Consider the following 24,004-nt stretch of genomic DNA (forward strand, 5'->3'; position numbering starts at 1 on the left):
CGAGCGGCGGGCAAGCTAGAAGCAGGCCCAGAGCTGCTCGGACAACTGTTGCATCAGCGCCGGCTGCAGATAGGCCAGGAACACCGCAGCCAGCACCAAGCCGGCCACGGCCCAGGCGAGCGCGCGGCGCCAGCCCATGATCAGGCCGCTGCGGGCGTTGCCGACCGCACGATGGCATGCTCGCGTACCGGCAGATTGATCAGGGCTGCAGCGACACCCAGCGCGACGGCCAGCCACCAGACCACGTCATAGCTGCCGCTGCTGTCATAGAGCTTGCCGCCCAGCCAGACGCCCAGGAAGCTGCCAACCTGGTGGCTCAGGAAGACAAAGCCACCCAGCATCGACATATGCTGGATGCCGAAGATCTGCATCACCACCGAGTTGGTCGGCGGCACGGTGGAAAGCCACAGCACGCCCATCACGGCCGAGAAGATATAGACGCTTTTCGGCGTTAGCGGCGCGAGCAGGAAGGCGACGATGGCCACCGAGCGCAAGGCATAGATGCCCGACAGCAGATAGCGCTTGGGCATGCGCTGGCCCAGGCTGCCGGCCGCATAGGTACCGAACACATTGAACAGACCGATCAGGGCCAGCGCATAGGTGGCGACCTGCGGTGACAGGCCGTTGTCCTTCAGGTAGCTGGGCATGTGCACGCCGATGAAGACCACCTGGAAGCCGCAGACGAAATAGCCGGCCATCAAGAGCTGGAAGCTGCGGTAGCCGAAGGCCTCGCGCACCGCCTGGGCGATGCTTTGATGCTGGGCGCTGTGCGCACGCGACTGTGCCGGTTCACGCAGGCCGAAGGCGAGCGGGACGATCAGCAGCGCGGCGATCGACAGGATGAACAGCGCGTTCTGCCAGCCGGTGCCCGAGATCAGCCAGTTCTCCACCGGCACCATCAGGAACTGGCCGAAGGAGCCGGCCGCCGCGGCGACACCCATGGCCCAGGAACGCTTCTCCGGGGCCACATTGCGGCCGATCACGCCGTAGATGACTGCATAGGTGGTGCCCGACTGCGCCATGCCGATCAGCAGGCCGGCGCTGCCGGTGAAGGCCAGGCCCGAGGTCGACAAGGCCATCAGCACCAGGCCCAGCGCATACAAGAGACCGCCAACGATCAGCACCTTGAAGGCGCCGAAACGGTCGGCCAGCATGCCGGCCAGCGGCCCGGCCAGGCCCCAGGCGATGTTCTGGATCGCCAGGGCGAAGGCAAAGGTCTCGCGGGTCCAGCCCCGCTCCATCGTGATCGGCTGCAGCCACAGGCCGAAGCCGTGGCGTATGCCCATGGACAGCGTGACGATCAGCGCGCCGCACAGCAGCACCTGGTTCATGGACAGTTTGGGTGGGGTGGCGGCGGTGCTCATCCGCGCACTGTAGCCAAAGCCGGACGACCCTGCTCGGGCCGGGTCCTAGAATCGCGCCCCATGGCGACCAAAGCAAATTCAAGCACCACCCCTGGCAGTTCCCCGGGCTCCTACGGCGAGGCCTCCATCCGCGTGCTCAAGGGCCTGGAGCCCGTCAAGCAGCGTCCGGGCATGTATACCCGCACCGACAACCCGCTGCACTGCATCCAGGAAGTCATCGACAACGCGGCCGACGAGGCCCTGGCCGGTTTCGGCAAGCGCATCGATCTGATCCAGCATCTCGACGGCTCGGTGTCCATCGCCGACGATGGCCGCGGCATCCCCTTCGGCCTGCACCCCGAGGAAGGGGTGCCGGTGGTCGAGATCGTGTTCACCCGCCTGCATGCCGGCGGCAAGTTCGACAAGGGCTCGGGCGGTGCCTACAGCTTCTCGGGCGGCCTGCACGGGGTCGGCGTCTCGGTCACCAATGCGCTGGCCAAGCGCCTGGAGGTGACGGTCTGGCGCGACAAGCAGGTCGCGACCCTGGCCTTCGAGGCCGGCGATGTGGTCGAGCCGGTGACGGTGCGCGCAATGGCCTCGGGCGACCGCAAGCAGGGCACGACGGTGCGGGTCTGGCCCGATGCCAAGTACTTTGAGGCCGCCGATCTGCCCAAGGGCGAGCTTGTCCACCTGCTGCGCTCCAAGGCGGTGCTGATGCCCGGCGTCACGGTGACCTTGAAGCATGAGAAGAGCGGCGAGATCCAGACCTGGGCCTACAAGGGCGGGCTGCGCGACTATCTGATGCAGACGCTCAGCGCCGACCCGCTGATCCCGCTGTTCGAGGGCGAGCAGTACGCGAGCAAGGCCGAGACCGAGAATTTCGCCGAGGGCGAGGGCGCCGGCTGGTGCGTGGCCTTCACCGAGGAGGGTCAGGTGATGCGGGAAAGCTATGTGAACCTGATCCCGACGGTTGCCGGCGGCACGCACGAGTCGGGGCTCAAGGACGGCCTGTTCGGCGCGATCAAGGGATTTATCGAGATGCACTCCTTGCTGCCAAAGGGCGTCAAGCTGATGCCCGACGATGTGTTCTCGCGTGCCTCCTTCGTGCTGTCGGCCAAGGTGCTGGACCCGCAGTTCCAGGGCCAGACCAAGGAGCGGCTGAACTCGCGCGACGCGCTGCGCCTGGTCTCCACCTATGTGAAGCCGGCGCTGGAGCTGTGGCTGAACCAGCATGTGGACTACGGCAAGAAGCTGGCCGAGCTGGTCATCAAGCAGGCGCAGACCCGCCAGCGTGCCAGCCAGAAGGTCGAGAAGCGCAAGGGCTCGGGCGTGGCCGTGCTGCCCGGCAAGCTGACCGACTGCGAGAGCCGCGACATCCTGCACAACGAGATCTTTCTGGTTGAGGGCGACTCGGCCGGCGGCAGCGCCAAGATGGGCCGCGACAAAGAGACCCAGGCCATCCTGCCGCTGCGCGGCAAGGTCTTGAATTCCTGGGAGGTCGAGCGCGACCGCCTGTTCGCCAATAACGAGATCCACGACATCTCGGTGGCGCTGGGCGTCGATCCGCATGGCAAGAACGATGCCGCAGACCTCAGCGGCCTGCGCTACGGCAAGGTCTGCATCCTGTCGGACGCCGATGTCGACGGCTCGCACATCCAGGTGCTGCTGCTGACCCTGTTCTTCCGCCATTTCCCACGCCTGGTCGAGGCTGGGCATGTCTGCATCGCGCGGCCGCCGCTGTACCGTGTCGACGCGCCGGCGCGTGGCAAGAAGCCGGCCGCCAAGATCTATGCGCTGGACGAGGGCGAGTTGACCGCGACCCTGGACAAGCTGCGCAAGGAAGGCGCGCGCGAGGGCTCCTGGAGCATCAGCCGCTTCAAGGGCCTGGGCGAGATGAGCGCCGAGCAGCTCTGGGACACGACGCTGAACCCCGAGACGCGCCGCCTGGCGCCGGTGCGCTACGGCGAGCTGGACCTGGGCCAGACCGAGGAAGCCTTCAACAAGCTGATGGGCAAGGGCGAGGCCGCCTCGCGCCGCGAGCTGATGGAGATCCACGGCGACTCGATCGAGGTGGATGTGTGAAGACGGTCTACAACGACAGGCATGGCCTGCATGCGGCCACGCATGAGTTCTTCCGCGGCCAACTGGTGCCGGCCTTCGAGATCCCGGCCCGGGCCGACTATGTGCTGAAGGCGCTGCGGGACGCGGCGCTGGGCGAGGTGCTGGCGCCGAGCGATCACGGGCTGGCGCCGCTGGAGCGAGTGCATGCGCCGGCCTATCTGCGCTTTGTGCAGGGCGCGCATGCCGAGTGGCTGGCACTGGGCGGCGAGGGCGATGCTTTCCCCGCGGTCTGGCCGGTGCGCAGCCTGCGCTCGGATGTCGAGCCCAAGAGCTTTGCCGCCCGCATGGGCTTGTATTCGATGGACAGCGGCACGCCGCTGACCGCGGGTTCCTGGCCGGCCGCCTACTGGGGCGCGCAGGCCTGCCTGAGCGGCCTGGACCTGGTGCTGGCCGGCGAGCGCGCGGCCTATGTGCTGACCCGCCCGCCCGGCCACCATGCCGGCGCCGATTTCTTCGGCGGCTACTGCTTTGTCAATAACGCGGCGGTGGCGGCCCAGGCGGCGCTGGATCGCGGCCTGGCGCGCGTGGCCATCCTCGATGTCGACTACCACCACGGCAATGGCACGCAGGCGATCTTCTACGAGCGCGCCGATGTGTTCTATGCCAGCATCCATGGCGATCCGCAGACCGAGTACCCCTTCTTCCTCGGCCATGCCGACGAGCGCGGCGCCGGCACCGGCGCGGGCTGCAATGCCAACTACCCGCTGCCGGCCGGCGCCAGCAACGACGAGTGGTTTGCCGCGCTCGATGCCGCGCTGGCCCGGCTGCGCGCCTATGCACCCGAGTTGCTGATCGTCTCGCTGGGCGTGGACACCTATGGCGGCGACCCGATCTCGCACTTCAAGCTGGACCGGCCCGAGTTCACGCGCATGGGCCAAATACTGGCCGCGCAGGGCTGGCCGACGCTGCTGCTGCAGGAAGGTGGCTACGCGACCGAGGCGATAGGCCTGAATGTGGTGGCCGTGTTGCAAGGGTTTGAAGGCGGTCAGGGATGAGCGTGCCCCGCGTCAGCCTGCGCCCGACCATGTTGTCCGATCTGGACTATGTCGTCACGGTCGAGCAGGACGCCGCCAATCTGCCCTTCATCACGCCCTGGGAGCGCACCCAGCATGAGGGCGCGATCCGCTTCCCGGACTCGCGCCATTTCATCGTCGAATTCGGTGATTCCAACGAGCGCGCCGGTTTCGTGATCCTGCAGGGCTGCCGCAACCCGCACCGCTCAGTTGAGCTCAAGCGCATCGTGCTGGGCCCCAAGGGCCTGGGCCTAGGCCGGGCCTGCGTGCGCCAGCTGAAGAAGCTGGCCTTCAGTCAGCTGCAGGCGCATCGCTTCTGGCTCGATGTGAAGGCGCTGAACACCCGCGCCTATGCGCTCTACCAGAGCGAGGGCTTTGTCGAGGAAGGGCGTTTGCGCGAAAGCGTGCGCGTCAGCGTTGGGGCCGATGGCTATGACAGCCTGATCGTGATGTCCATGCTGGACCGCGAGTACCAGGCCCGCATCGCGCTGGGCGAGGAGGGCGCGTGAGACGCCTCGCTGTTGTGTGCCTGCTCTTGCTCAGCGGCCTCGCGCAGGCCGAGCTGTGGGGCTATGTCGATGGCGCCGGCGTTGCCCATCTGGCCAGCCGCCCGCTCAACAGCAACTATGGCCTGGTGCTCGGCGCCGCCGAGCCGGATCGCCGCGTGCCCGGCAAGCTCGACGGCAGCCAGGGCCTCTTGACCTGGCTGGAGTTCGCGCCCGAGGTCAAGGCGGTGCAGCCCTTTTTGCGCGAGGCTGCGGCGCGTCACGGCGTCGATATGGAACTCTTGAAGGCGGTGATCGCGGTCGAGTCCGGCTACCGGCATGACGCGGTCTCGCCGCGCGGCGCGGTCGGCCTGATGCAGATCGTCGCCCCGGCCGAGCAGACCCAGCGCCTGCTCGATCCCCGTACCAATGTGCTGACCGGCGCGCGCAAGCTGGCCGGTCTGATCCAACGCTTCGGCCGCATCGATGTGGCCCTGGCGGCATGGAATGCCGGCGAGGGCGCGGTGCGCCGCCATGGCGACGGCATGCCGCCGTTCGCCGAGACCCAGGCCCATGTCCATCTGGTGCTGGAGCTCTACTGGGCCCTGCTGCAACGCAGCCTGCCGGCCCAGGCCCAGCACCTCCGAATTCACAGCAGTCCAAAATGACCCAGACCACGATTGATTTCACCCCGCCCGCCGAGGATGGCAACGAGGCGCTGACCCTGGCGCACTATGCCCAGCAGGCCTATCTCGAGTACGCACTGTCGGTCGTCAAGGGCCGGGCCCTGCCCGATGTCTGCGATGGCCAGAAGCCGGTGCAGCGCCGCATCCTGTACTCGATGGACCGCATGGGTCTGTCCTTCAGCGGCACGACCGGCGCCAAGCCTGTGAAGGGCGCGCGCGTGGTCGGCGATGTGCTGGGCCGATTCCACCCCCATGGCGACCAGTCGGTCTATGACGCGCTGGTGCGCATGGCCCAGGACTTCAGCCAGCGCTATCCGCTGATCGATGGTCAGGGTAATTTCGGCAGCCGCGACGGCGATGGCGCGGCGGCGATGCGCTACACGGAAGCCCGTCTCGCGCCCATTTCACGGCTGCTGCTCGACGAGATCGACGAGGGCACGGTCGACTTCGCGCCCAATTACGACGGCTCGACCCAGGAGCCGACCCAGCTGCCGGCGCGCCTGCCTTTTGTGCTGCTCAACGGTGCCTCCGGCATTGCCGTCGGCCTGGCCACCGAGGTGCCCAGCCACAATCTGCGCGAGGTGGCCGCGGCTGCGGTGGCCCTGCTGAAGAACGACAAGCTGAGCGATGACGAGTTCTTCGGCCTGCTGCCCGGCCCCGACTATCCGGGCGGCGGCCAGCTGATCAGCGCGGCCGAGGACATCCGCTCGGCTTATCTGAGCGGTCGTGGCAGCCTGAAGCTGCGTGCGCGCTGGAAGATCGAGGACCTGGCGCGCGGCCAGTGGCAGCTGGTGGTCACCGAGCTGCCGCATGGCACCAGCTCGCAAAAGGTGCTGGAGGAGATCGAGGAGCTGACCAACCCAAAGGTCAAGGCCGGCAAGAAGGCCCTGAGCCAGGAGCAGCTGCAGCTCAAGGCCAGTGTGCTGGCGGTGCTGGACTGCGTCCGCGACGAGTCCAGCAAGGACGCGGCGGTGCGCCTGGTGTTCGAGCCCAAGAGCCGCACGGTCGAGCAGCAGGAGCTGATCACGACCCTGCTGGCCCACACCAGCCTGGAGACCTCGGCCTCGATCAATCTGACGATGATTGGCGCCGATGGCCGGCCGACGCAGAAAAGCCTGCGCCAGATCATCGTCGAATGGCTGGGCTACCGCCAGGTCACGGTGCAGCGCCGCACCCAGCACCGCCTTGCCAAGGTGCTGGACCGCATCCATGTGCTGGAAGGCCGGCAGCTGGTGCTGCTGAACATCGACGAGGTGATACGCATCATCCGCAATGCCGATGAGCCCAAGCCGGCGCTGATCGAGCGTTTCCGCCTCTCCGACCGCCAGGCCGAGGACATCCTGGAGATCCGCCTGCGCCAGCTGGCGCGGCTGGAGGCGATCAAGATCGAGCAGGAGCTCAAGAGCCTGCGCGAGGAACAGGCCAAGCTGGACGACATCCTGGCCAATCCCGGCGTGCTCAAGCGCACCGTGATCAAGGAGATCGAGGCCGACGCCAAGCAGTATGGCGACGAGCGCCGCACGCTGATCCAGGAGGAGAAGCGCGCGGTGGCCGAGATCAAGGTGGTGGACGAGCCGGTCACCGTGGTGGTCAGCATGAAGGGCTGGGTGCGTGCGCTGAAGGGCCATGAGGTCGATGCGGCAGCGCTGGCCTTCAAGTCCGGCGACACTTTGTACGGCACCTTCGCCTGCCGCAGCGTCGATCCGCTGATCGTGTTCGGCAGCAATGGCCGGGTCTACTCGGTGCCGGTGGCGGTGCTGCCCGGCGGGCGTGGCGATGGCCAACCGATCACGACCCTGATCGAACTGGAGAGCGGCACGCAGATCGCCCACTACTATGCCGCCAACACCCAGCAGCGCCTGGTGCTGGCCGGCACCGGTGGCTTTGGCCTGATCGCCCAGGTGGGCGATCTGATCGGCCGGCAAAAGGCCGGCAAGACCTTCCTGAGCCTGGAAGGTGAGGAGAAGCCGCTGCCGCCGGCCGCCTTGCCGGCCGGCGAGGTGTTGGGTGTGCAGCTGGCCTGCCTGTCGCTGAACGGCCGTCTGCTGACCTATGCGCTGGACGAGTTGAAACACCAGCCCAAGGGCGGGCGCGGTCTGACCCTGATCGACTTGGAGCCCAAGGATGCGCTGCTGAGCGTGGCGGCCTTCACTCAGGCTCTGCAGGTGCTGGGCAGCGGGCGCGGTGGCAAGCCCAAGGAAGAGCTGCTCAAAGGCACAAATCTTGCTCAGTATTCCGGCAAGAGGGCTCGAAAGGGCAAGGCGGTCGAAGGTTTGCAGAAAGTGGCGCGCGTTCTGCCCGTTTGAAGGGCAGGCGGTACGGAAATGGTGCAAGCCGAAGTTTTTTAGTCCGGCAACCTTGGCTTACACGGGCACTCCGAATCAGGGCGGTACTTACAAAAAGGTACAAGAAACAAGGGCTTAGCCCCTAACACAAGGGACTCAGGGGGTGGAACAGGAGTTGCGCTGCAGTGCACAATAAGTCATGAGTTCTTCGTACTCGTTTGTTCAACCTGGGAGTTTGTTTATGAAGTTGAAACCTCTAGTCGCTGCGGCGGCTCTGGCCTTGAGTGGTGTTGGTGCTCAAGCCGCGTCTTTTGATTGGGGCTCGCATGCCTTGCTGGAAAGCGCTTTGGCTGGAACTGCCGGTGGCTTGGTGTATGACACCTTCAGCTTCTCTCTGGCAGAGACGTCCACGGTGGCCAGCAGCGTCAGCTCGTTCGGCACGTTCGCTCCTGCGACGTACAGCCTGTTCAGCCTGGGTGGTGACGGTCTGGTCGGTACTGCTGACGATGCCGGCGTTGCTGCCTGGACCTTTGGTGGCGCCCCAACCGTCAATGAAGTGACCCTGAGCGCTGGTAACTATTACTACGCTGTGTTCGCTCTGGCCACCACGGCCGGTGCTTACTCGATCAACTCGGCCGCCGCTGCCGTGCCGGTGCCCGAGCCCGAGACCTATGCACTGATGCTGGCCGGCCTCGGTGTGGTCGGTTTTGTTGCACGCCGTCGCAAGACGAGCTGAGCCCTGCGGCTCAAATGAAAAAGCGGACCTCGGTCCGCTTTTTTTTACGTCTGAGTCAGCAAGAGCTCAGAGCGCGCAGGCCCGGGCGCAGTCCGTCACCAGGGCCGGGCCCTTGTAGATCAGGCCCGTGTAGAGCTGCACCAGATCGGCCCCGGCCTGCAGCTTGGCGCGCGCATCGGCGCCGCTGAGCACGCCGCCGACGCCGATGATGGGATAGCCCGAACCCAGCGCCGCGCGCAGCAGGCGTATCACCCGGTTGCTGGCCTCGAACACCGGCCGACCCGACAGGCCGCCCATCTGTTCGGCATGCTGCATCCCCTTGACCGCGTCGCGCGCAATCGTCGTGTTGGTGGCGATCACGCCGTCGATGCCGTTGACCTTCAAGGTCTGGGCGATCACCGCGACCTGGTCCTCTTCCAGGTCCGGCGCGATCTTGACAAACATCGGCACGCGCCGGCCGCTGCTTTGCTCCAGCTGCAGCTTGCGCTGTTGCAGCCGGGAGAGCAGCGCGTCCAGCGCCTCGTCGCTCTGCAGCGCACGCAGGTTCTTGGTATTGGGGCTGGAGATATTGACCGTGATGTAGTCGGCATGGGGGAACACGCCCTCCAGGCCCAGCAGATAGTCGTCGGCCGCCTGCTCGATTGGCGTCGCGGCGTTCTTGCCGATGTTCAGGCCGACCAGGCCGCCGGCCGCGCGGAAGCTGTGGGCGCGCTGCACATTGGCGATAAAGCTGTCCAGACCCTCGTTATTGAAGCCCAGACGGTTGATCAAGGCCTCGGCCTCGGGCAGGCGGAACATGCGCGGCTTGTCATTGCCCGGCTGGCCCTTGGGCGTCACCGTGCCGACCTCGATGAAGCCGAAGCCCATCGCGCCCAGGCCGTCGATGCAGCGGCCGTTCTTGTCGAGGCCGGCGGCCAGACCGATGCGATTGGGGAAATTCAGACCTGCCACTGTGACCGGATCGCTGATGCGGCGCTGCGCCCACAGGCATTGGGCCGGGGTGTTTTGCAGCCGGGCGATGGAGCCCAAGGTCAGTTCGTGGGCATGTTCGGGATCCAGGCCGAACAGAAATGGGCGGGTAAGGGCATAAGGCATCAATGACATGGCCGGATTGTCGCATCGGCCCACCGATAATCCGGGCCCAGAAGGAGACTGCGATGAAGCCGCTCGATGACCCCCAACATGACCGTGAAGTCGGTTCGCGTGATGCGACCCGCGATACCACCCGCACCGACGACACCCGCATCGGCGCCGTGCGCCCGCTGATCTCGCCGGCCCTGCTGCTGGACGAGTTGCCTCTGCCCGACGCCTCGCTGGAGCTGGTCGAGCGGGCCCGCCAGGAGATCGGCGATGTGCTGCATGGCCGCGATGACCGCCTGCTGGTGGTCGTCGGCCCCTGCTCGATCCACGACCACGACCAGGCGATGGACTATGCCCGCCTGCTGAAGAAGACCCGCGACGAGTTGCAGCAGGACCTGCTGATCGTGATGCGGGTCTATTTCGAGAAGCCGCGCACCACGGTGGGCTGGAAGGGCTATATCAACGACCCGCGCCTGGACGGCACATTCCATATGAACGAAGGCCTGCGCCTGGCGCGCCAGCTGCTGCTGGACGTCACGGCGCTGGGCCTGCCGGCCGGCACCGAGTTCCTGGACCTGCTGTCGCCGCAGTACATCTCCGACCTGATCGCCTGGGGCGCGATCGGCGCGCGCACGACCGAAAGCCAGAGCCACCGGCAACTGGCCTCGGGCCTGTCCTGCCCTGTCGGCTTCAAGAACGGCACCGACGGGGGCATCAAGGTCGCTTCCGACGCGGTGCTGGCGGCCAGCGCCAGCCATGCCTTCATGGGCATGACCAAGATGGGCGCGGCCGCGATCTTCGAGACCCGCGGCAATGAGGACTGCCACATCATCCTGCGCGGCGGCAAGGCGCCGAATTACGACGCCGCCAGCGTGCAGGCCGCCTGCGAGGCGCTGAAGGGCTCGGGCCTGCGCGAGCAGGTGATGATCGACTTCTCGCATGCCAATAGCAGCAAGAAGTATGAGCGCCAGATCGAGGTTGGCCGCGATGTGGCCGCCCAGATGGCCGGGGGCGACAAGCGCATTACCGGCGTGATGGTCGAGAGCCATCTGCAGCCGGGTCGGCAAGACCTGGCCCCGGGCCAGACCAAGGCCGACCTGAAGCCCGGCGTCTCGATCACCGATGCCTGCCTGGGCTGGAGCCAGACAGAACCGCTGCTGCGCGAGCTGGCGGCGGCCGTGCGTCAACGCCGCGGCTGAGCCCGTTTCATTGCGCAGCTGGCGCCGTGGCCGGTCGTTTCGCGACCGGCCACGGCGCCTTGTCGCTTGCTGCTGGGCGCCATGCAGTCCCGTCCCTAGAGTTCGCTCATCCCCAATCGAACCCCGAGGACGCGCATGAAAAACACCCTTCTGATTCCCCTGCTGGCCCTGTTCAGCCTTTTCAGCCTGTGCAGCCGGGCGGCCGAGCTGGACCTTGATGTGCAGGGCCTGAGTGCCGGCAGCGGCCAGCTGCTGGTGGCCGTGTTCGGCGCCGAAGGCTGGCTGCGCCAGCCGATCGCCGCCAGCCGGCAGGACGCCTCGGCCCAGCAGGGCGGGGCGCTGCGCGTCCTGTTGAAGAACGTGCCCGAAGGCCTGGTGGGCGTCAGCATCATCCATGACCTGAACGGCAACGGCCGCCTGGACATGAACGCGATGGGCATGCCGCAGGAGCCGACCGCCTTCTCCAATAACGCGGTCGGCCAGTTCGGCCCGCCGCGCTTCGAGCAGGCCGCCTTCGAGCTGAAGGGCGAGGGTGCTCGCCTGACGATCAAGCTGAACTGAGCCGGGAGACCGATCATGCAAAGACGTGAATTTCTCGGCGCCGGCCTGGCGACCCTGCTGGGCAGCGCCGCCCAGGAAGCCCTGGCCCTGGGCCTGCCTGCAGACTTCGATGCCAGCGCGGCGCCCGAGTTGCGCCCCTTTTCGGGCTTGTCCGATGAGGTGCCGCAGGCCGGCGCGCTGCGGATCGAGGGCCAGATTCCGGCCGGCCTGCGCGGCGTCTACTACCGCAATGGCCCGGGCCTGATGGCGCGCGGCGGCGAGCGCTACCGCCACTGGTTCGACGGCGATGGCCTGGTGCAGGCCTGGCGCTTCGAGGACGGCCGGGTCAGCCACAGCGCGCGCTTTGTGCAGACCACCAAGTTCAAGGCCGAGGCGCGCGAGCAGCGCTTTCTGGTGCCGGCCCTGGGCACGGCCATCCCGCCGCGCATGCCGATACACGGGCCTGACAGCATGAATGTGGCCAATACCAGCGTGCTGCGTCAAGCGGGCCGGCTCTATGCGCTGTGGGAGGGCGGCAGCGCCTACGAGCTCGACCCGGCAAGCCTGGAAACCAAGGGGCCGCGCGTCTGGTCTCCCGAGCTGGCCGGCCTGCCGTTCTCGGCCCATCCCAAGCAGGAAGCGGACGGCACGAGCTGGAACTTCGGCACTGCCCACGGCCGCATGATGATCTACCAGCTCTCGCCGGCCGGTGCCCTGCTCAAGAGCGCGGTGTTCGCGATGCCGGCCTCGGCGATGGTGCATGACTTCGCGGTCTCGCAGCGCTATCTGGTCTTTCTGCTGCCGCCGGTGCAGCTGGATCTGCCGGCCCTGCGCTCGGGCGGCAGCATGCTGGACGCGATGCGCTGGCAGCGCGATCAGCCCACGCGGGTGCTGGTCATCGCCAAGGCCGATCTGAGCCAGCGGCGGGTGCTGGAGATGCCGGCTGCTTTTGTCTTCCACTTCGGCAATGCCTGGGACGCCGACGGCGAGATCCATCTCGACTATGTGCAGGGCGCGCCGCTGCCCGAGATCAATGCCGATATGGAGCAGCAGATGCGCGGGCGGCGCCCACCGCCGCGGCATTCGACGCCGCGCTTCATGCGCATCACGCTGGCCGGCGGCGGGCGAATCGAGCTGCAGTCGCGCGACGAGGCGGTGGAGTTCCCGGTGGTCGATCCGCGCGTGGTGGCGCAGCGCTATCGCAAGATCTGGTACCCGACAGCGGTGGATCTGGGCCCGCGCTGGGGCTTCAATGGCTTGATGGGCCTGGACCTGGACAGCGGCCGGCGCGAGCGCTTCGTCTTTGGGCCCGAGACCGTGATCGAGGAGCATGTGCTGGTGCCCAAGCCGGGCAGCAGCCAGGAAGGCGAGGGCTGGCTGCTGGGCATGGGCTATGACACAGGGCGACGGCAGAGCTTTGCTAGCATCTTCGACGCCCAGGCGCTCGCCGCCGGGCCGCTGGCGCGGGTCTGGCTGCCTCAATGGCTGCCCTACGGTTTTCACGGGCGCTTCTACCCCGCTTGAGATAATCGGGTTTTCGACAGCTGCGGTGCTTTGCGATGACTCAAGACGAACTCAAAACCCTGGTGGGCCAGGCGGCCCTGAACTATGTGACGCCCGGCAGCATCGTCGGTGTCGGCACCGGCTCGACGGTGGACAAGTTCATCGATGCGCTGGCCGCCAGCGGCATGGCCATCGCCGGTGCGGTGTCCAGCTCGCAGCGCAGCACCGAGCGCATGCGCGGGCTGGGCATCCAGATCCTGGAGGCGGCCGAGGTGACGAGCCTGCCGGTCTATATCGACGGCGCCGACGAGATCGATCAGGCCGGGAACATGATCAAGGGCGGCGGTGCCGCGCTGACGCGCGAGAAGATCGTCGCCGACCTGGCCGAGCGCTTTGTCTGCATTGCCGACGAAAGCAAGCTGGTGCCGGTGCTGGGCGGCTTCCCGCTGCCGGTCGAGGTGATCCCGATGGCGGCGGCCCAGATCGCGCGCCGCTTCGCCGCGATGGGCGGCCAGGCCACGCTGCGTGCCGGCTGCGTCACCGACAACGGCTGCCACATCCTCGATGTGCGCGGCCTGCAGATCCGTGAGCCGGCGGCCTTCGAGGCCGAGGTCAGTCAGTGGCCCGGTGTCGTCACGGTCGGCGTGTTCGCCCGCAACCGTGCCAGCGTCTGCCTGCTGGGCACGGCCGAGGGCGTCCGGACGCTGGACTTCACAGCCTGAACACGCCGATCGCGGTCGACAGCCGGCCGGACTGATCCTTCAGGCTTTCGGCCGCCGAGGCGGCTTCCTCGACCAGGGCGGCGTTTTGCTGCGTCATCTGGTCGAGCTGGGTCACGGCGGCATTGATCTGGTTGATGCCGTCGCTTTGCTCTCGCGAGGCGGCGCTGATCTCGCCGATGATGTCGGACACCCGCTGCACGCTGGAGACGATGTCGCCCATCGTCGTGCCGGCATCGCGCACCAGCTTGCTGCCCGACTCGACCCGCTCGGCGCTGGCGCTGATCAGGGTCTTGATCTCCTTGGCCGCCGTGGCGCTGCGCTGGGCCAGCGAGCGCACCTCGGAAGCGACCACCGCGAAGCCGCGGCCCTGCTCGCCGGCGCGGGCCGCTTCCACCGCCGCATTCAGCGCCAGGATATTGGTCTGGAAGGCGATGCCGTCTATCGTGCCGATGATGTCGCTGATGCGGCGCGAGCTGTTGTTGATCTCGTCCATCGTCGACACCACCTGAGCCACCACCGTGCCGCCGCGCTGCGCCACCTCTGCGGCCGAGTGGGCCAGCTGGTTGGCGGTGGTGGCCGACTCGGCCGTCTGCCGCACCGTGCCGGTCAGCTGCATCATCGAGGCGGCGGCCTGCTGCAGGTTGGACGCGGTCTGCTCGGTACGGGCCGACAGGTCCAGATTACCCGCAGCGATCTCGGAGCTGGCGGTCGAGATGCTGTCGGTCGAGCCGCGCACCTCGCCGATCAGCTTCAGCAAGGCCTCCTGCATGGTCTTCAGCGAGCGCAGCAGCTGGCCCGTCTCGTCATTGCTGCGCGGCGTGATCGGGCGGGTCAGGTCAAAGTTCGCAATCGCATCGGCCACCGTGGCGGCCTCGCGCAAGGGACCGGTGATCGAGCGGGTCAGCCAGACGGCCAGCGCCGCGCCGACCGCCAGCGCGCACAGCGCGAACACCACCAGGCCGGTGCGGGCCGTGCTGTTGGCGGCGTCCACCCGCTTGGCGGCGGCGTCCAGCTGCGCACGTTCTTCCTGCACGATCTCCTTGATCGCGTCCTGGAACTTGGCGGCGGCCGGCTGGAACTGGCTGTCGAAGATCTGCTTGGCCTTGTCGGCGTCGCCGGCCTTCTTGGCGGCACTGACGGCGTCGCGGCTGCTCAGATAGCCTTTGCGGGCCTCGGAGAGCTGCTCGAACAGCTTGCGCTCGGCGGGCGAGCTCATCTGCTTGTCCAGGGCCTTCTGCAGCTCGGTCGATTGCTTGGTCGACTCGGCGGCCGAGGCGGCGAAGAACTCGGCCAGGCTCGGGTCGGCGCTGATCGCGATCGCGCTGGTACGGTTCACGCCATTGGTGATGTTGCGGTACCAGTCGGAGGCCAGGCGTTCGCTGACCAGGGAGTTCTCGTACATATCGCTGGTTTCGGCCGCGACCCGGCTGAGTGCCCAGAAGCCCAGGCCGGAGCCGGCAAAGGCAATCATCAGCACCAGACTCAGAACCACGGTCAGGCGCTGGCCGATGGAACGGCCGGCAAACAGGCTGCTAAGCATAGAGGTCTCCCGAATAGGCTGGGTGCGCGGGCGGTGGCCGCGTTTCGCCCCTGGTTATCGGCGCTTGTTGCGCAAAGCTGAGGGCGCTCTGGCTTGGCGGGGCGATTTACGAGCGGGTCGGCCGCCGTGACTCGCGCACCCGAAAGCGTGCCGGATCGATGGCGTCCAGCAAATCGGCCTCCAGCGGCAGCGGCGCGCCCGTCAGCTGTGCGGCCGCGACCTGGCCGCACAGCGCCGCCCAGCTGATGCCGCGCGAACCCAGCGCGCTGCACAGCAGCAGGCCGGGCAGGCGTGGCAGCAGGCGGGGCTGATCCTCGCGGCCCTGCGGGCCCAGCGGCAGCCCGCCCACCAGCGGCAGGCGATCGGGGGCCAGCAGCCGCCAGCCGACACGGCCGCTCAGCGCTGCTTCGGGCACCTCGGGCAGGCGGGCCAGCTCGGCCCATTGCTCGAGATTGCGGCGCTGGTCGGCCGGGCGTAGCGCCGGGGCCATGTCCTCGTCCTGGCTGGTGGCGCCGCACCACAGCCCGCCGGCACCGTCGGCCAGCGCATAGCCGGCGCCGGCCAGCGGCAGGGCCGGCAGTGGCGTGGCCTGTGCCAGATGGCTGATCTGGCCGCGCTGGCGTGTCAGGGGCAGTGCCAGATCGGGGGCCAGGTCTTGCAGCAAGCGCTGGCTCTGGTGACCGCCGGCCAGCACCACGGCCGGCGCCTCGGCCAAGAGGGCGCCGTCCTCGTCCAGCGCCCGCCAGCCGGCCCCGCCCGGGTTCAGGCTGGCGACACGCCGGCCCAGCCTCAGCGGGGTGTCGCCGAGCAGGGCCCGCACATAGTCGGCCGGCGGCAGCGCACCGCCGCCGGGGTAGAACCAGGCCGGCCGGCCATGGGCGAGGCCGGCCAGCGCCTGGGCCGCCTCGGCATCGAGCGCCTGCACATAGTCCTCGGGCAGGCCCAGGCGGGCGATCTGGGTGCGCATGCGAGCGATGTCGCGCTCGGCCTCCAGGCGCAGCAGGCCGCGCTGCAGCCAGGGCAGGGCGGGCAGCTCGGCCAGCGCGCGCCCGGTGGCCAGCGCAGCAGCGCGGTTGAAGCGGGCGTGCAGGCCGTCGTCGGGGTTCAAAGTGCCATGGAACAGGCCGCCCGGATTGCCCGAGCTGCCCTGGGCCACGGCCGCATGGCTGTCCAGCACCGTGCAGCCCAGGCCCTCGCGCCGCAGCGCCCAGGCGCAGGCGGCCCCGGCCAGTCCGGCGCCTATCACCAGCACCTCGCGCGCCGCCGGTGCCAGCGCCTGCCGCGCGGCCGGGCGCTGCAGCAGGTGGCGCGGCGCGAAGCGGGCCACGCTCATGCGGCCTTTTTTCGCAAAGCCGGGTCGCTTCTCGACCGCAAAGCCGGCGGCCGACAGCCCCTCGATCACCGCCGGCGCCGTGCTCCAGGTGCTGGCGCTGGCACCGGGCTTGGCCAGACGGGCCAGCAGCTTCAGCGTGTAGCCGTCCCACATCGCCGGATTGCGCGCCGGCGCGAAGCCGTCCAGATAGATGGCATCGACCTCGGCCACCAGGGTCTTGAGCCAGTCGCGCACATCGCCCAGCGCCAGCAGCAGCTGCACCCGGCCGCCGTCGAAGCTCAGGTTGTGCAGGTTGGGGGTCAGCGGCGGCCAGGCGGCCAGCAGCTCGGCGGCCAAGGCCGGCTCGGGGCTGGTGGCATGGGCGCGCGCCATGTCTTCGCGGCGCAGCGGATGTCTTTCGATGCTGATGAAGAACAGCCGCTCGCAGCGCGCCGGATCATCCCGCCAGGCCGCCCAGCTGGCCAGGAAGTTGTTGCCCAGGCCGAAGCCGGTTTCCAGGATCACGAAGCGCGCCTGGCCGGCCCAGCGCTGCGGCAGCCCGTTGCCGCCCAGAAAGACATGGCGGGCCTGGCCGAAGGCGCCGGCGCGGGCGTGATAGATATCGCCGAACTCGGGGGCGGCCGGGGCGGCGGCATCGCTGAAATCGACGCGGGCGGGGAGGATGGGCTGAGTCTTCATGCGCGGGCCGCGAGTATGCCCCAGCGCCGGCTCAGAGCGTGACTGTCTCCCCGTGCTGGGGCACGCGCACGCGCCAGCCCAGTTCGTCCTGGATGCGGCTTCGCAAGGCGTCGCTGGCCTCGGGTTCGCCGTGCACGACAAAGGTCTGGCGCGGTGGCGTCTTGAAACCGCCCAGCCAGGCCATCAGCCCCTCGGCATCGGCATGGCCGGAGAAGCCCTCCAGATGGCTGACCTCGGCATTGACCGGCACGAAGGCGCCGTGCAGCTTGATCTCGCGCGCGCCGCCCACCATCTTGGCGCCACGGCTGCCGCCGACCTGGAAGCCGGGGAACACGATGTGGTGGCGTGCGCCCGGTGCCAGGGTCTCGATGTAGTTCAGCACCCGCCCGCCGGTGGCCATGCCGCTGGCCGAGATGATGATGGCCGGCCGTGTGATGGCGCGGGTGGCGGCCTTCAGCGAGTCGGCCGGCTTGGCGATCAGGCTCACGCCCTCGCACAGCCGCGCCGCCTCGCGCAGGCCGATACGCAGCAGCTTGGCGTGCTTGACGATGATGTCGGTCGCCAGCGTGGCCATCGGGCTGTCCAGCAGGATGGGGATGTCATGGGGCAGCTCGCCGGCCGCGCGCAGGCGCTGCAGCACCAGCAGCAGGGCCTGCGCGCGACCGACCGCGAAGCTGGGCAGCAGCACGCTGCCGCCACGCTTGAGCGTGCTGCGGATGATCTGCGCCAGCCGGGCCTGCACATCCTCGGGCGGGTGGACGCGGTTGCCATAGGTCGACTCGACCAGCAGCACGTCGGCGTGCTCGACGGTCTGCGGCGGCGGCATCAGCAGATCGTTGCTGCGCCCCAGATCGCCGGAGAACACCAGGGTCTGACCGGCGGCCGTGACGCTGATGGCCGAGGCGCCCAGCAGATGGCCCACCGGCGTGAAGCGGATCTCGGCGGCGCCCAGGCGCAACCGGCCGTCGCGCGGCAGGCCGACGAAATGGGCCAGCGCCTTCTTGGTGTTGGCGGCGGTGTAGAGCGGCAGCGCGGTCTCGTGGCGCGAGGTGTGGAAGCGGTTGGCGCGGCGCGCGTCCTCTTCCTGCAGCTTGGCGCTGTCCAGCAGCAGCACCTCGCAGAGATCGCGGGTCGCGCCGGTCGAGAAGATCTGGCCCTTGAAGCCCTGGCGCACCAGGGCCGGTATATAGCCGCTGTGGTCCAGATGGGCATGCGAGAGCAGCACCGCGTCGACGCTGTGCGGCGCGACGCCGAAGCCCGCCCAGTTGCGCTCGCGCAAGGTCTTGTAGCCCTGGAACAGGCCGCAATCGAGCAGCAGGCGCTGCTCGCCGATGTCCAGCAGATGGCGTGAGCCGGTGACGGCGTCGGCCGCGCCGAGGAAGGTCAGCTTCATCATGTCTCCCGATCTGGGTCTGTCCGGGGCGATTCCAGCACCGGCAGGGTCGGGCCATCTTGATGCATCTCAAGTGTCGGGACGAAAAAAAGCCCGGCGCTAGCAGTCCGTGTCAATACTCTGACGCTAAGCTGAAGGCCTGAAGACAATGCCCTGCAACGCAAGTTGCAGGGCATTGTTCTTATGGGCTACGTGCAAGGACAGAGTCGAGACCAGGGCAGCCTGTTTCCGGTGTCGCTGGACGAGTTGATCGGACCGGAGCATGTGTGCCGGGTGATCGCGGCGTTCGTGGCGCGGCTGGACCTGAAGGCGCTGGGTTTTGCTCGAGCCCACAGCAAGGCCACAGGCCGCCCGCCGTACGACCCGGCGGACCTGCTGATGTTGTACCTGTACGGCTACCTCAATCGGTTGCGCTCATCGAGGCGTCTGGAGCGGGAGTGCCAGCGCAACATCGAACTGATGTGGCTGCTGCACCGGCTCACGCCCGACCACAAGACCATTGCCGAGTTCCGTCGCTGCAACGCGCAGCCGCTACGCCGAGCCGGGGCCGAGTTCGTGCGCTTTTGCGCCGAAGCCGGTCTGATCCGCGGAGAGTGGGTGGCCGTGGACGGGACGAAGTTCCAGGCCGTGGCCAGCGGCAAGGCCATCCTGGACGAGGTCCAGCGGGCCGAACTGCAGGCCAAGCTGGAGCAGCGCATTGCGCAGTACCTGCAGGAGTTGGAGGCGGCCGACCAGCAGCAAGGCGAGGCGGAGCTGGACGCTCAGGCGCTGCGCCAGGCGCTGGCGCGGCTGCAGCTACAGCAGGCCGAGCTGGCGAAGGTGGACAGCGACAAGCAGCGCTACGTGAGCACCGAGCCCGAGGCTGTAGTGCTCAAGGGCAAGGGCCCGGGCTACAACGTACAGACCGCCGTCGACGCCGAGCATGCCCTGATCGTGGCCCACGAGGTCAACGCGCAGGCGGGTGACAACGGCTGCCTGCAGCGCATGGGCGAATCGGCGCAGCAGACCCTGGGCGGCACGGAGCTCAAGCTGGTGGCGGATGCGGGCTATGCCAATGGCGAACAGGCGCAGGCGCTGGAGGATCAAGGCGTGCGGGTGCATGTCCCCGTCAAGCGCGCGGTCAACAACCAGGGCGAGGGGGACTTGTTCGACCAAGGCCGCTTCACCTACGACGCACAGGCTGACGCCTACGTCTGCCCGGCAGACAAACTGCTGCAGCGCAAGCAGTTGCATCGGGCGGGTAAGGTCGTGATCTATGCAGCGCAGCCCGGCGATTGCGGCGCTTGCGCGATGAAGGCGCGCTGCACGCAGGCCCCACGGCGCACGCTCAGTCGCCATCTCTACGAAGAGGCATTGCAGCGCATCCACCAGCGCGCTACACCCCAGGCGATGAGGCTGCGCCGCTGCACCGTCGAACACCCGTTTGCGGCCCTGAAGTTCCACATCTTCGAGAAGCCCCGCTTCCTGATGCGAGGCCTGACGGGGGCCGGCGCGGAGATCGCGTTGGCGACACTGGCCTACAACGTCAAACGGGCACTGGCGGTGCTGGGTGGGCAGCAAATGTTGCAAAAGCTAGCTATGTGATGCCGGTGCCAGTGTTTGTTGCGGTCCGACACAAGGCTTCGGCTGTTCAGCCCACCGTCACGCAATACGCTCCAATGGACACCTCGCGCGCGCCCAAACAAAAGCGCTCCGAGAAACTCGGAGCGCTTTGCTCTTGGCGCCCTTCGCAGCCGTTTTGACACGGACTGCTAGAGCCGGGCTTTGTTGGGCCTGAGCCGGGGCTCAGCGCTTGGTCTGGGTCAGGCGTGCGCCGCCCGGGTTGCGACCGCCGCCACCTGCGGGACGCGAGCCGGCCGGCTTGGCCGCAGCGGGGCGAGCGCCACCGCCATTGCCCGAGGGGCGCTGGCCTTGGGGTGCTGCGTTGCGGGGGGCACCCTCGCGCGGCGCAGCGCTACGCGGTGCGCCTTCACGGGACCCAGCGCTGCGCGGAGCGCCGTCGCGGGACCCAGCGCTGCGCGGAGCGCCGTCGCGGGCGCCGTCACGCTGACCACCGCGAGGGGCCGAGCGGCCCGCACCGCCGCCGCCACGCGAGTTGCCGCCGCGACCACCGCCGCCGCCGGAGCGGCTGCCATTGGTGTTGAGCACCATGCGGCCCAGCACGATGGGCTCGGGGCGCTCGCTCGGATCGGGCGCGAAGCCGGGGATGATTTCCTTCGGGATCTCGCGCTTGATCAGCTTCTCGATCTCCTTCAGGAAGCCGTTCTCGTCGACGCAGACCAGCGAGATCGCCTCGCCCTGGGCGCCGGCGCGGCCGGTGCGGCCGATGCGGTGCACATAGTCCTCGGGGACATTGGGCAGCTCGAAATTGATCACATGGGGCAGCTGATCGATGTCGATGCCGCGCGCCGCGATATCGGTGGCCACCAGCACCTGCAGATCGCCGGTCTTGAACTCGGCCAGCGCCTTGGTGCGGGCACCCTGGCTCTTGTTGCCGTGGATGGCCATCGCGCTGATGCCCTGGTCGTTCAGATAGTCGGTCAGGCGGTTGGCGCCATGCTTCATGCGGGTGAAGACCAGCACCTGGTCCCAGTCGCCCTGCTTGATCAGATGGGCCAGCAGTTCCTTCTTGCGCTCGCGGCCCACCGGGTGGACCTTTTGTGCAATCGACTCATTGGTCTGGTTGCGGCGCGCCACCTCGATCAGCGCCGGCTGGTTCAGCAGGCGGTCGGCGAGGTTCTTGATGTCGTCGCTGAAGGTGGCCGAGAACAGCAGGCTCTGCTTCTTGGCCGGCAGCAGGGCCAGCACCTTCTTGATGTCATGGACGAAGCCCATGTCCAGCATGCGGTCGGCCTCGTCCAGCACCAGGATCTGCACCTGGCTCAGGTCCAGCGTGCCTTGCTGGGCGTGGTCGAGCAGGCGGCCGGGGGTGGCCACCAGGATGTCGACGCCGTCGCGCAGGCGGTTGATCTGCGGCTGCATGCCGACGCCGCCGAACATCACCATGCTCTTGAGCGGCAGGTATTTGCCATAGGTCTGCACGCTTTCCTCGACCTGGGCCGCGAGTTCGCGGGTCGGGGTCAGCACCAGCGCACGGATGGCCGGCTTGCCGCGCTTGTTGGTGGCCGGCGCGCCCGTCGACAGGCGGTGCAGCAGCGGCAGGGTGAAACCGGCGGTCTTGCCGGTGCCGGTCTGGGCGCCGGCGAGCAGGTCGCCGCCCTGGAGGACGGCCGGAATGGCCTGCGCTTGGATCGGGGTGGGGGAGGTATAGCCGGCGTCGGCAATGGCCTTCAACAGGGGGGCGGCCAGGCCCAGGGAATCAAATGTCATCGACTGCAATGTGTGCACGGTGCCCTGTGAGCATGACCGCGCCTTCAGGGGGCGCCAGTCTTCGGGTCATGCAAGGAGCGTGCTTGAGCTCAAAAAAATAACGCCGCGCAAAGACTGTGATGCGCAGCGTCGGGCTTGATTATAGCGGCCGGGCCGGCGGCTGCCGGGGTTGGCGGCGGCAAAGCCTGGATGAGGTGTGCATAAAGCAGCGACAATAGGGGCTTAGGCCGTGTCGATCCGACCGGCTCTCGCAAGACTCAGCAGGCCCTTGACGGGCCTGCAGATTTTTAAGCCTCTCAGGACCCAGCATGGCTCAGTACGTCTTTTCAATGAACCGCGTCAACAAGACGGTTCCCCCCAAACGCCACATCCTGAAGGACATCTCGCTGTCCTTCTTCCCGGGCGCCAAGATCGGCGTGCTGGGCGTCAACGGCTCGGGCAAGTCGACCATCCTGAAGATCATGGCCGGCGTCGACAAGGAGTACGAAGGCGAGGCCATCGCGATGCCTGGCATCAAGATCGGCTATCTGGAGCAGGAACCCAAGCTGAACCCGGACCAGACCGTGCGCGAAGCGGTGGAGGAGGGCATCGGCGGCGTGCTGGCGGCCAAGAAGCGCCTGGACGAGGTCTATGCCGCTTACGCCGAGCCGGATGCCGACTTCGACGCGCTGGCCGCCGAGCAGGGCGAGCTGGAATCCATCATTGCCGCTGCCGGCTCCGAGAACACCGATCTGCAGCTGGAACTGGCCGCCGACGCGCTGAACCTGCCGCCCTGGGATGCCCAGATCGGCGTGCTGTCGGGCGGCGAGAAGCGCCGCGTCGCGCTGTGCCGCCTGCTGCTGTCCAAGCCCGACATGCTGCTGCTGGACGAGCCGACCAACCACCTGGACGCCGAATCGGTCGAGTGGCTGGAGCAGTTCCTGCAGCGCTTCCCCGGCACCGTGGTAGCCATCACCCACGATCGCTACTTCCTGGACAACGCCGCCGAGTGGATCCTAGAGCTGGACCGCGGCCATGGCATCCCCTGGAAGGGCAACTACTCCGATTGGCTGGACCAGAAGGAAAAGCGCCTGGAGACCGAGCAGAAGTCCGAAGACGCCCGCATGAAGGCGATGAAGGAAGAGCTGAAGTGGGTGCGCTCCAATGCCAAGGGCCGCCAGGCCAAGAGCAAGGCGCGTCTGGCCCGTTTCGAGGAGCTGTCGGACGTCGAATACCAGCAGCGCAATGTCACCAACGAAATCTTCATCCCGGTGGCCGAGCGTCTGGGCAATGAGGTGATCGAGTTCGAGAACGTCAGCAAGAGCTTCGGCGACCGCGTGCTGATCGACAACCTGAGCTTCAAGGTGCCGGCCGGCGCCATCGTCGGCATCATCGGCCCGAACGGCGCCGGCAAGTCGACCCTGTTCCGCATGCTGCAGGGCACCGAGACGCCGGACAGCGGCACGGTCAAGATCGGCAAGACCGCGCGCATGGCCTTTGTCGACCAGAGCCGCCAAAGCCTGGATGCCGACAAGACCGTCTGGCAGGACGTTTCCGGCGGCCTGGACAACATCACGGTCGGCAAGTTCGTGATGCCCAGCCGCGCCTATCTGGGCCGCTTCAACTTCAAGGGCAATGACCAGCAGAAGATGGTCGGCCAGCTCTCCGGCGGTGAGCGCGGCCGACTGCACCTGGCCAAGACCCTGGCCCAGGGCGGCAATGTGCTGATGCTTGATGAACCGTCGAACGACCTGGACGTCGAAACCCTGCGCGCGCTGGAAGAGGCGCTGCTGGAATTCGCCGGCTCGGCCATGGTGATCTCCCATGACCGCTGGTTCCTGGACCGCATCTGCACCCACATCCTGGCCTGCGAAGGCGATTCGCAGTGGTTCTTCTTCGACGGCAACTTCCACGAGTACGAGGCCGACAAGAAGAAGCGCCTGGGCGAAGAGGGCGCGCGGCCCAAGCGCATGCGCTTCAAGCCGATCAAGTGATCACACCAAGAGGCCTGCGGGCCTCTTTTTCATGGTTCACAGAT

18 protein-coding genes and 1 pseudogene are annotated in these 24,004 nt (G+C 67.6%); 12 read left to right on the plus strand and 7 right to left on the minus strand.

Features of this window, described 5'->3' with window-relative positions:
- Nucleotides 1–15: 15 nt before the first annotated feature.
- Nucleotides 16–138, minus strand: coding sequence for a hypothetical protein (locus O5M90_RS01375; RefSeq protein ID WP_262968207.1), 123 nt, complete (start codon nt 136–138; stop codon nt 16–18).
- A gap of 2 nt (nt 139–140) precedes the next feature.
- Entirely contained in the window at nt 141–1,364 is a 1,224-nt protein-coding gene (locus tag O5M90_RS01380) for an MFS transporter (RefSeq protein WP_269841710.1), read from the minus strand.
- Nucleotides 1,365–1,424: 60 nt separating this feature from the next.
- On the opposite strand from O5M90_RS01380, the gene O5M90_RS01385 reads away from it, so the two are divergent.
- From O5M90_RS01385 to O5M90_RS01410, 6 genes and pseudogenes are all read left to right on the plus strand, one after another.
- Nucleotides 1,425–3,425, plus strand: a complete 2,001-nt coding sequence (locus O5M90_RS01385) for a DNA topoisomerase IV subunit B (protein ID WP_137940742.1) — start codon at nt 1,425–1,427, stop codon at nt 3,423–3,425.
- The gene (locus O5M90_RS01390; protein ID WP_269841709.1) at nt 3,422–4,459 is read left to right on the plus strand and encodes a histone deacetylase family protein; all 1,038 of its coding nucleotides are present in this window, start codon (nt 3,422–3,424) and stop codon (nt 4,457–4,459) included. The genes O5M90_RS01385 and O5M90_RS01390 overlap by 4 nt, the downstream gene beginning before the upstream one ends.
- Nucleotides 4,456–4,986 (plus strand): GNAT family N-acetyltransferase, encoded by a 531-nt coding sequence (locus tag O5M90_RS01395; RefSeq protein WP_269841708.1) that lies wholly within the window; start codon nt 4,456–4,458, stop codon nt 4,984–4,986. Before O5M90_RS01390 ends, O5M90_RS01395 begins: the two co-directional genes overlap by 4 nt.
- The gene (locus tag O5M90_RS01400) at nt 4,983–5,630 is read left to right on the plus strand and encodes a lytic transglycosylase domain-containing protein (protein WP_269841707.1); all 648 of its coding nucleotides are present in this window, start codon (nt 4,983–4,985) and stop codon (nt 5,628–5,630) included. Before O5M90_RS01395 ends, O5M90_RS01400 begins: the two co-directional genes overlap by 4 nt.
- Entirely contained in the window at nt 5,627–7,954 is a 2,328-nt protein-coding gene (parC, locus tag O5M90_RS01405) for a DNA topoisomerase IV subunit A (RefSeq protein ID WP_269841706.1), read from the plus strand. Before O5M90_RS01400 ends, parC begins: the two co-directional genes overlap by 4 nt.
- A 250-nt stretch (nt 7,955–8,204) precedes the next feature.
- Nucleotides 8,205–8,669, plus strand: a pseudogene (locus O5M90_RS01410) (FxDxF family PEP-CTERM protein); the annotation flags it as partial.
- A gap of 66 nt (nt 8,670–8,735) precedes the next feature.
- Here O5M90_RS01410 and O5M90_RS01415 read toward each other — a convergent pair.
- On the minus strand, nt 8,736–9,773 hold the full coding sequence (locus O5M90_RS01415) for a quinone-dependent dihydroorotate dehydrogenase (RefSeq protein WP_262968200.1): 1,038 nt from the start codon (nt 9,771–9,773) through the stop codon (nt 8,736–8,738).
- Nucleotides 9,774–9,826: 53 nt separating this feature from the next.
- On the opposite strand from O5M90_RS01415, the gene O5M90_RS01420 reads away from it, so the two are divergent.
- The 4 genes from O5M90_RS01420 (at nt 9,827) to rpiA (ending at nt 13,713) form a co-directional block, all read left to right on the plus strand.
- A complete protein-coding gene (locus O5M90_RS01420; RefSeq protein WP_137940736.1) occupies nt 9,827–10,948 on the plus strand; it encodes a 3-deoxy-7-phosphoheptulonate synthase in 1,122 nt (373 codons plus the stop codon).
- Between the two features lie 135 nt (nt 10,949–11,083).
- Nucleotides 11,084–11,509 carry a DUF2141 domain-containing protein gene (locus O5M90_RS01425; RefSeq protein ID WP_269841705.1) on the plus strand — a complete coding sequence of 142 codons (426 nt, stop codon included), beginning with the start codon at nt 11,084–11,086 and terminating at the stop codon, nt 11,507–11,509.
- Nucleotides 11,510–11,524: 15 nt separating this feature from the next.
- Nucleotides 11,525–13,012, plus strand: a complete 1,488-nt coding sequence (locus O5M90_RS01430) for a carotenoid oxygenase family protein (RefSeq protein ID WP_269841704.1) — start codon at nt 11,525–11,527, stop codon at nt 13,010–13,012.
- A 35-nt stretch (nt 13,013–13,047) separates the two neighbouring features.
- A complete protein-coding gene (rpiA, locus tag O5M90_RS01435) occupies nt 13,048–13,713 on the plus strand; it encodes a ribose-5-phosphate isomerase RpiA (RefSeq protein ID WP_262968197.1) in 666 nt (221 codons plus the stop codon).
- Here the strand turns inward: rpiA and O5M90_RS01440 are convergent.
- The 3 genes from O5M90_RS01440 to O5M90_RS01450 form a co-directional block, all read right to left on the minus strand.
- A complete protein-coding gene (locus tag O5M90_RS01440) occupies nt 13,703–15,253 on the minus strand; it encodes a methyl-accepting chemotaxis protein (RefSeq protein ID WP_272646761.1) in 1,551 nt (516 codons plus the stop codon). The two genes, rpiA and O5M90_RS01440, sit on opposite strands and share 11 nt — an antisense overlap.
- Before the next feature lie 106 nt (nt 15,254–15,359).
- Nucleotides 15,360–17,264 carry an FAD-dependent 5-carboxymethylaminomethyl-2-thiouridine(34) oxidoreductase MnmC gene (gene mnmC, locus O5M90_RS01445; RefSeq protein WP_269841703.1) on the minus strand — a complete coding sequence of 635 codons (1,905 nt, stop codon included), beginning with the start codon at nt 17,262–17,264 and terminating at the stop codon, nt 15,360–15,362.
- A gap of 31 nt (nt 17,265–17,295) precedes the next feature.
- Nucleotides 17,296–18,657: an MBL fold metallo-hydrolase RNA specificity domain-containing protein gene (locus O5M90_RS01450; protein ID WP_269841702.1), complete on the minus strand. Its 1,362-nt coding sequence runs from the start codon at nt 18,655–18,657 to the stop codon at nt 17,296–17,298.
- 183 nt (nt 18,658–18,840) lie between these two features.
- On the opposite strand from O5M90_RS01450, the gene O5M90_RS01455 reads away from it, so the two are divergent.
- Nucleotides 18,841–20,241 carry an IS1182 family transposase gene (locus O5M90_RS01455; RefSeq protein WP_262968893.1) on the plus strand — a complete coding sequence of 467 codons (1,401 nt, stop codon included), beginning with the start codon at nt 18,841–18,843 and terminating at the stop codon, nt 20,239–20,241.
- Nucleotides 20,242–20,442: 201 nt separating this feature from the next.
- Here O5M90_RS01455 and O5M90_RS01460 read toward each other — a convergent pair whose 3' ends face one another.
- Entirely contained in the window at nt 20,443–21,987 is a 1,545-nt protein-coding gene (locus tag O5M90_RS01460; RefSeq protein ID WP_269841701.1) for a DEAD/DEAH box helicase, read from the minus strand.
- Nucleotides 21,988–22,295: 308 nt separating this feature from the next.
- Between O5M90_RS01460 and ettA the strand changes: the two genes are divergently transcribed.
- Nucleotides 22,296–23,960, plus strand: a complete 1,665-nt coding sequence (ettA, locus tag O5M90_RS01465; protein ID WP_137940728.1) for an energy-dependent translational throttle protein EttA — start codon at nt 22,296–22,298, stop codon at nt 23,958–23,960.
- The last annotated feature ends 44 nt before the right edge of the window (nt 23,961–24,004 follow it).

The sequence above is a fragment of the Paucibacter sp. M5-1 genome, assembly GCF_027498415.2.
In the GTDB taxonomy this organism is placed as follows: domain Bacteria; phylum Pseudomonadota; class Gammaproteobacteria; order Burkholderiales; family Burkholderiaceae_C; genus Roseateles_E.

Excerpts from the sequence above, each read along its gene's own strand:
- O5M90_RS01375 (WP_262968207.1), bottom strand. The coding sequence starts at position 138 with ATGGGCTGGCGCCGCGCGCTCGCCTGGGCCGTGGCCGGCTTGGTGCTG.
- O5M90_RS01380 (WP_269841710.1), bottom strand. The coding sequence starts at position 1,364 with ATGAGCACCGCCGCCACCCCACCCAAACTGTCCATGAACCAGGTGCTG.
- O5M90_RS01385 (WP_137940742.1), top strand. The coding sequence starts at position 1,425 with ATGGCGACCAAAGCAAATTCAAGCACCACCCCTGGCAGTTCCCCGGGC.
- O5M90_RS01395 (WP_269841708.1), top strand. The coding sequence starts at position 4,456 with ATGAGCGTGCCCCGCGTCAGCCTGCGCCCGACCATGTTGTCCGATCTG.
- parC (WP_269841706.1), top strand. The coding sequence starts at position 5,627 with ATGACCCAGACCACGATTGATTTCACCCCGCCCGCCGAGGATGGCAAC.
- O5M90_RS01415 (WP_262968200.1), bottom strand. The coding sequence starts at position 9,773 with ATGTCATTGATGCCTTATGCCCTTACCCGCCCATTTCTGTTCGGCCTG.
- O5M90_RS01420 (WP_137940736.1), top strand. The coding sequence starts at position 9,827 with ATGAAGCCGCTCGATGACCCCCAACATGACCGTGAAGTCGGTTCGCGT.
- O5M90_RS01425 (WP_269841705.1), top strand. The coding sequence starts at position 11,084 with ATGAAAAACACCCTTCTGATTCCCCTGCTGGCCCTGTTCAGCCTTTTC.
- O5M90_RS01430 (WP_269841704.1), top strand. The coding sequence starts at position 11,525 with ATGCAAAGACGTGAATTTCTCGGCGCCGGCCTGGCGACCCTGCTGGGC.
- rpiA (WP_262968197.1), top strand. The coding sequence starts at position 13,048 with ATGACTCAAGACGAACTCAAAACCCTGGTGGGCCAGGCGGCCCTGAAC.
- O5M90_RS01440 (WP_272646761.1), bottom strand. The coding sequence starts at position 15,253 with ATGCTTAGCAGCCTGTTTGCCGGCCGTTCCATCGGCCAGCGCCTGACC.
- mnmC (WP_269841703.1), bottom strand. The coding sequence starts at position 17,264 with ATGAAGACTCAGCCCATCCTCCCCGCCCGCGTCGATTTCAGCGATGCC.
- O5M90_RS01450 (WP_269841702.1), bottom strand. The coding sequence starts at position 18,657 with ATGAAGCTGACCTTCCTCGGCGCGGCCGACGCCGTCACCGGCTCACGC.
- O5M90_RS01455 (WP_262968893.1), top strand. The coding sequence starts at position 18,841 with ATGGGCTACGTGCAAGGACAGAGTCGAGACCAGGGCAGCCTGTTTCCG.
- O5M90_RS01460 (WP_269841701.1), bottom strand. The coding sequence starts at position 21,987 with ATGACATTTGATTCCCTGGGCCTGGCCGCCCCCCTGTTGAAGGCCATT.
- ettA (WP_137940728.1), top strand. The coding sequence starts at position 22,296 with ATGGCTCAGTACGTCTTTTCAATGAACCGCGTCAACAAGACGGTTCCC.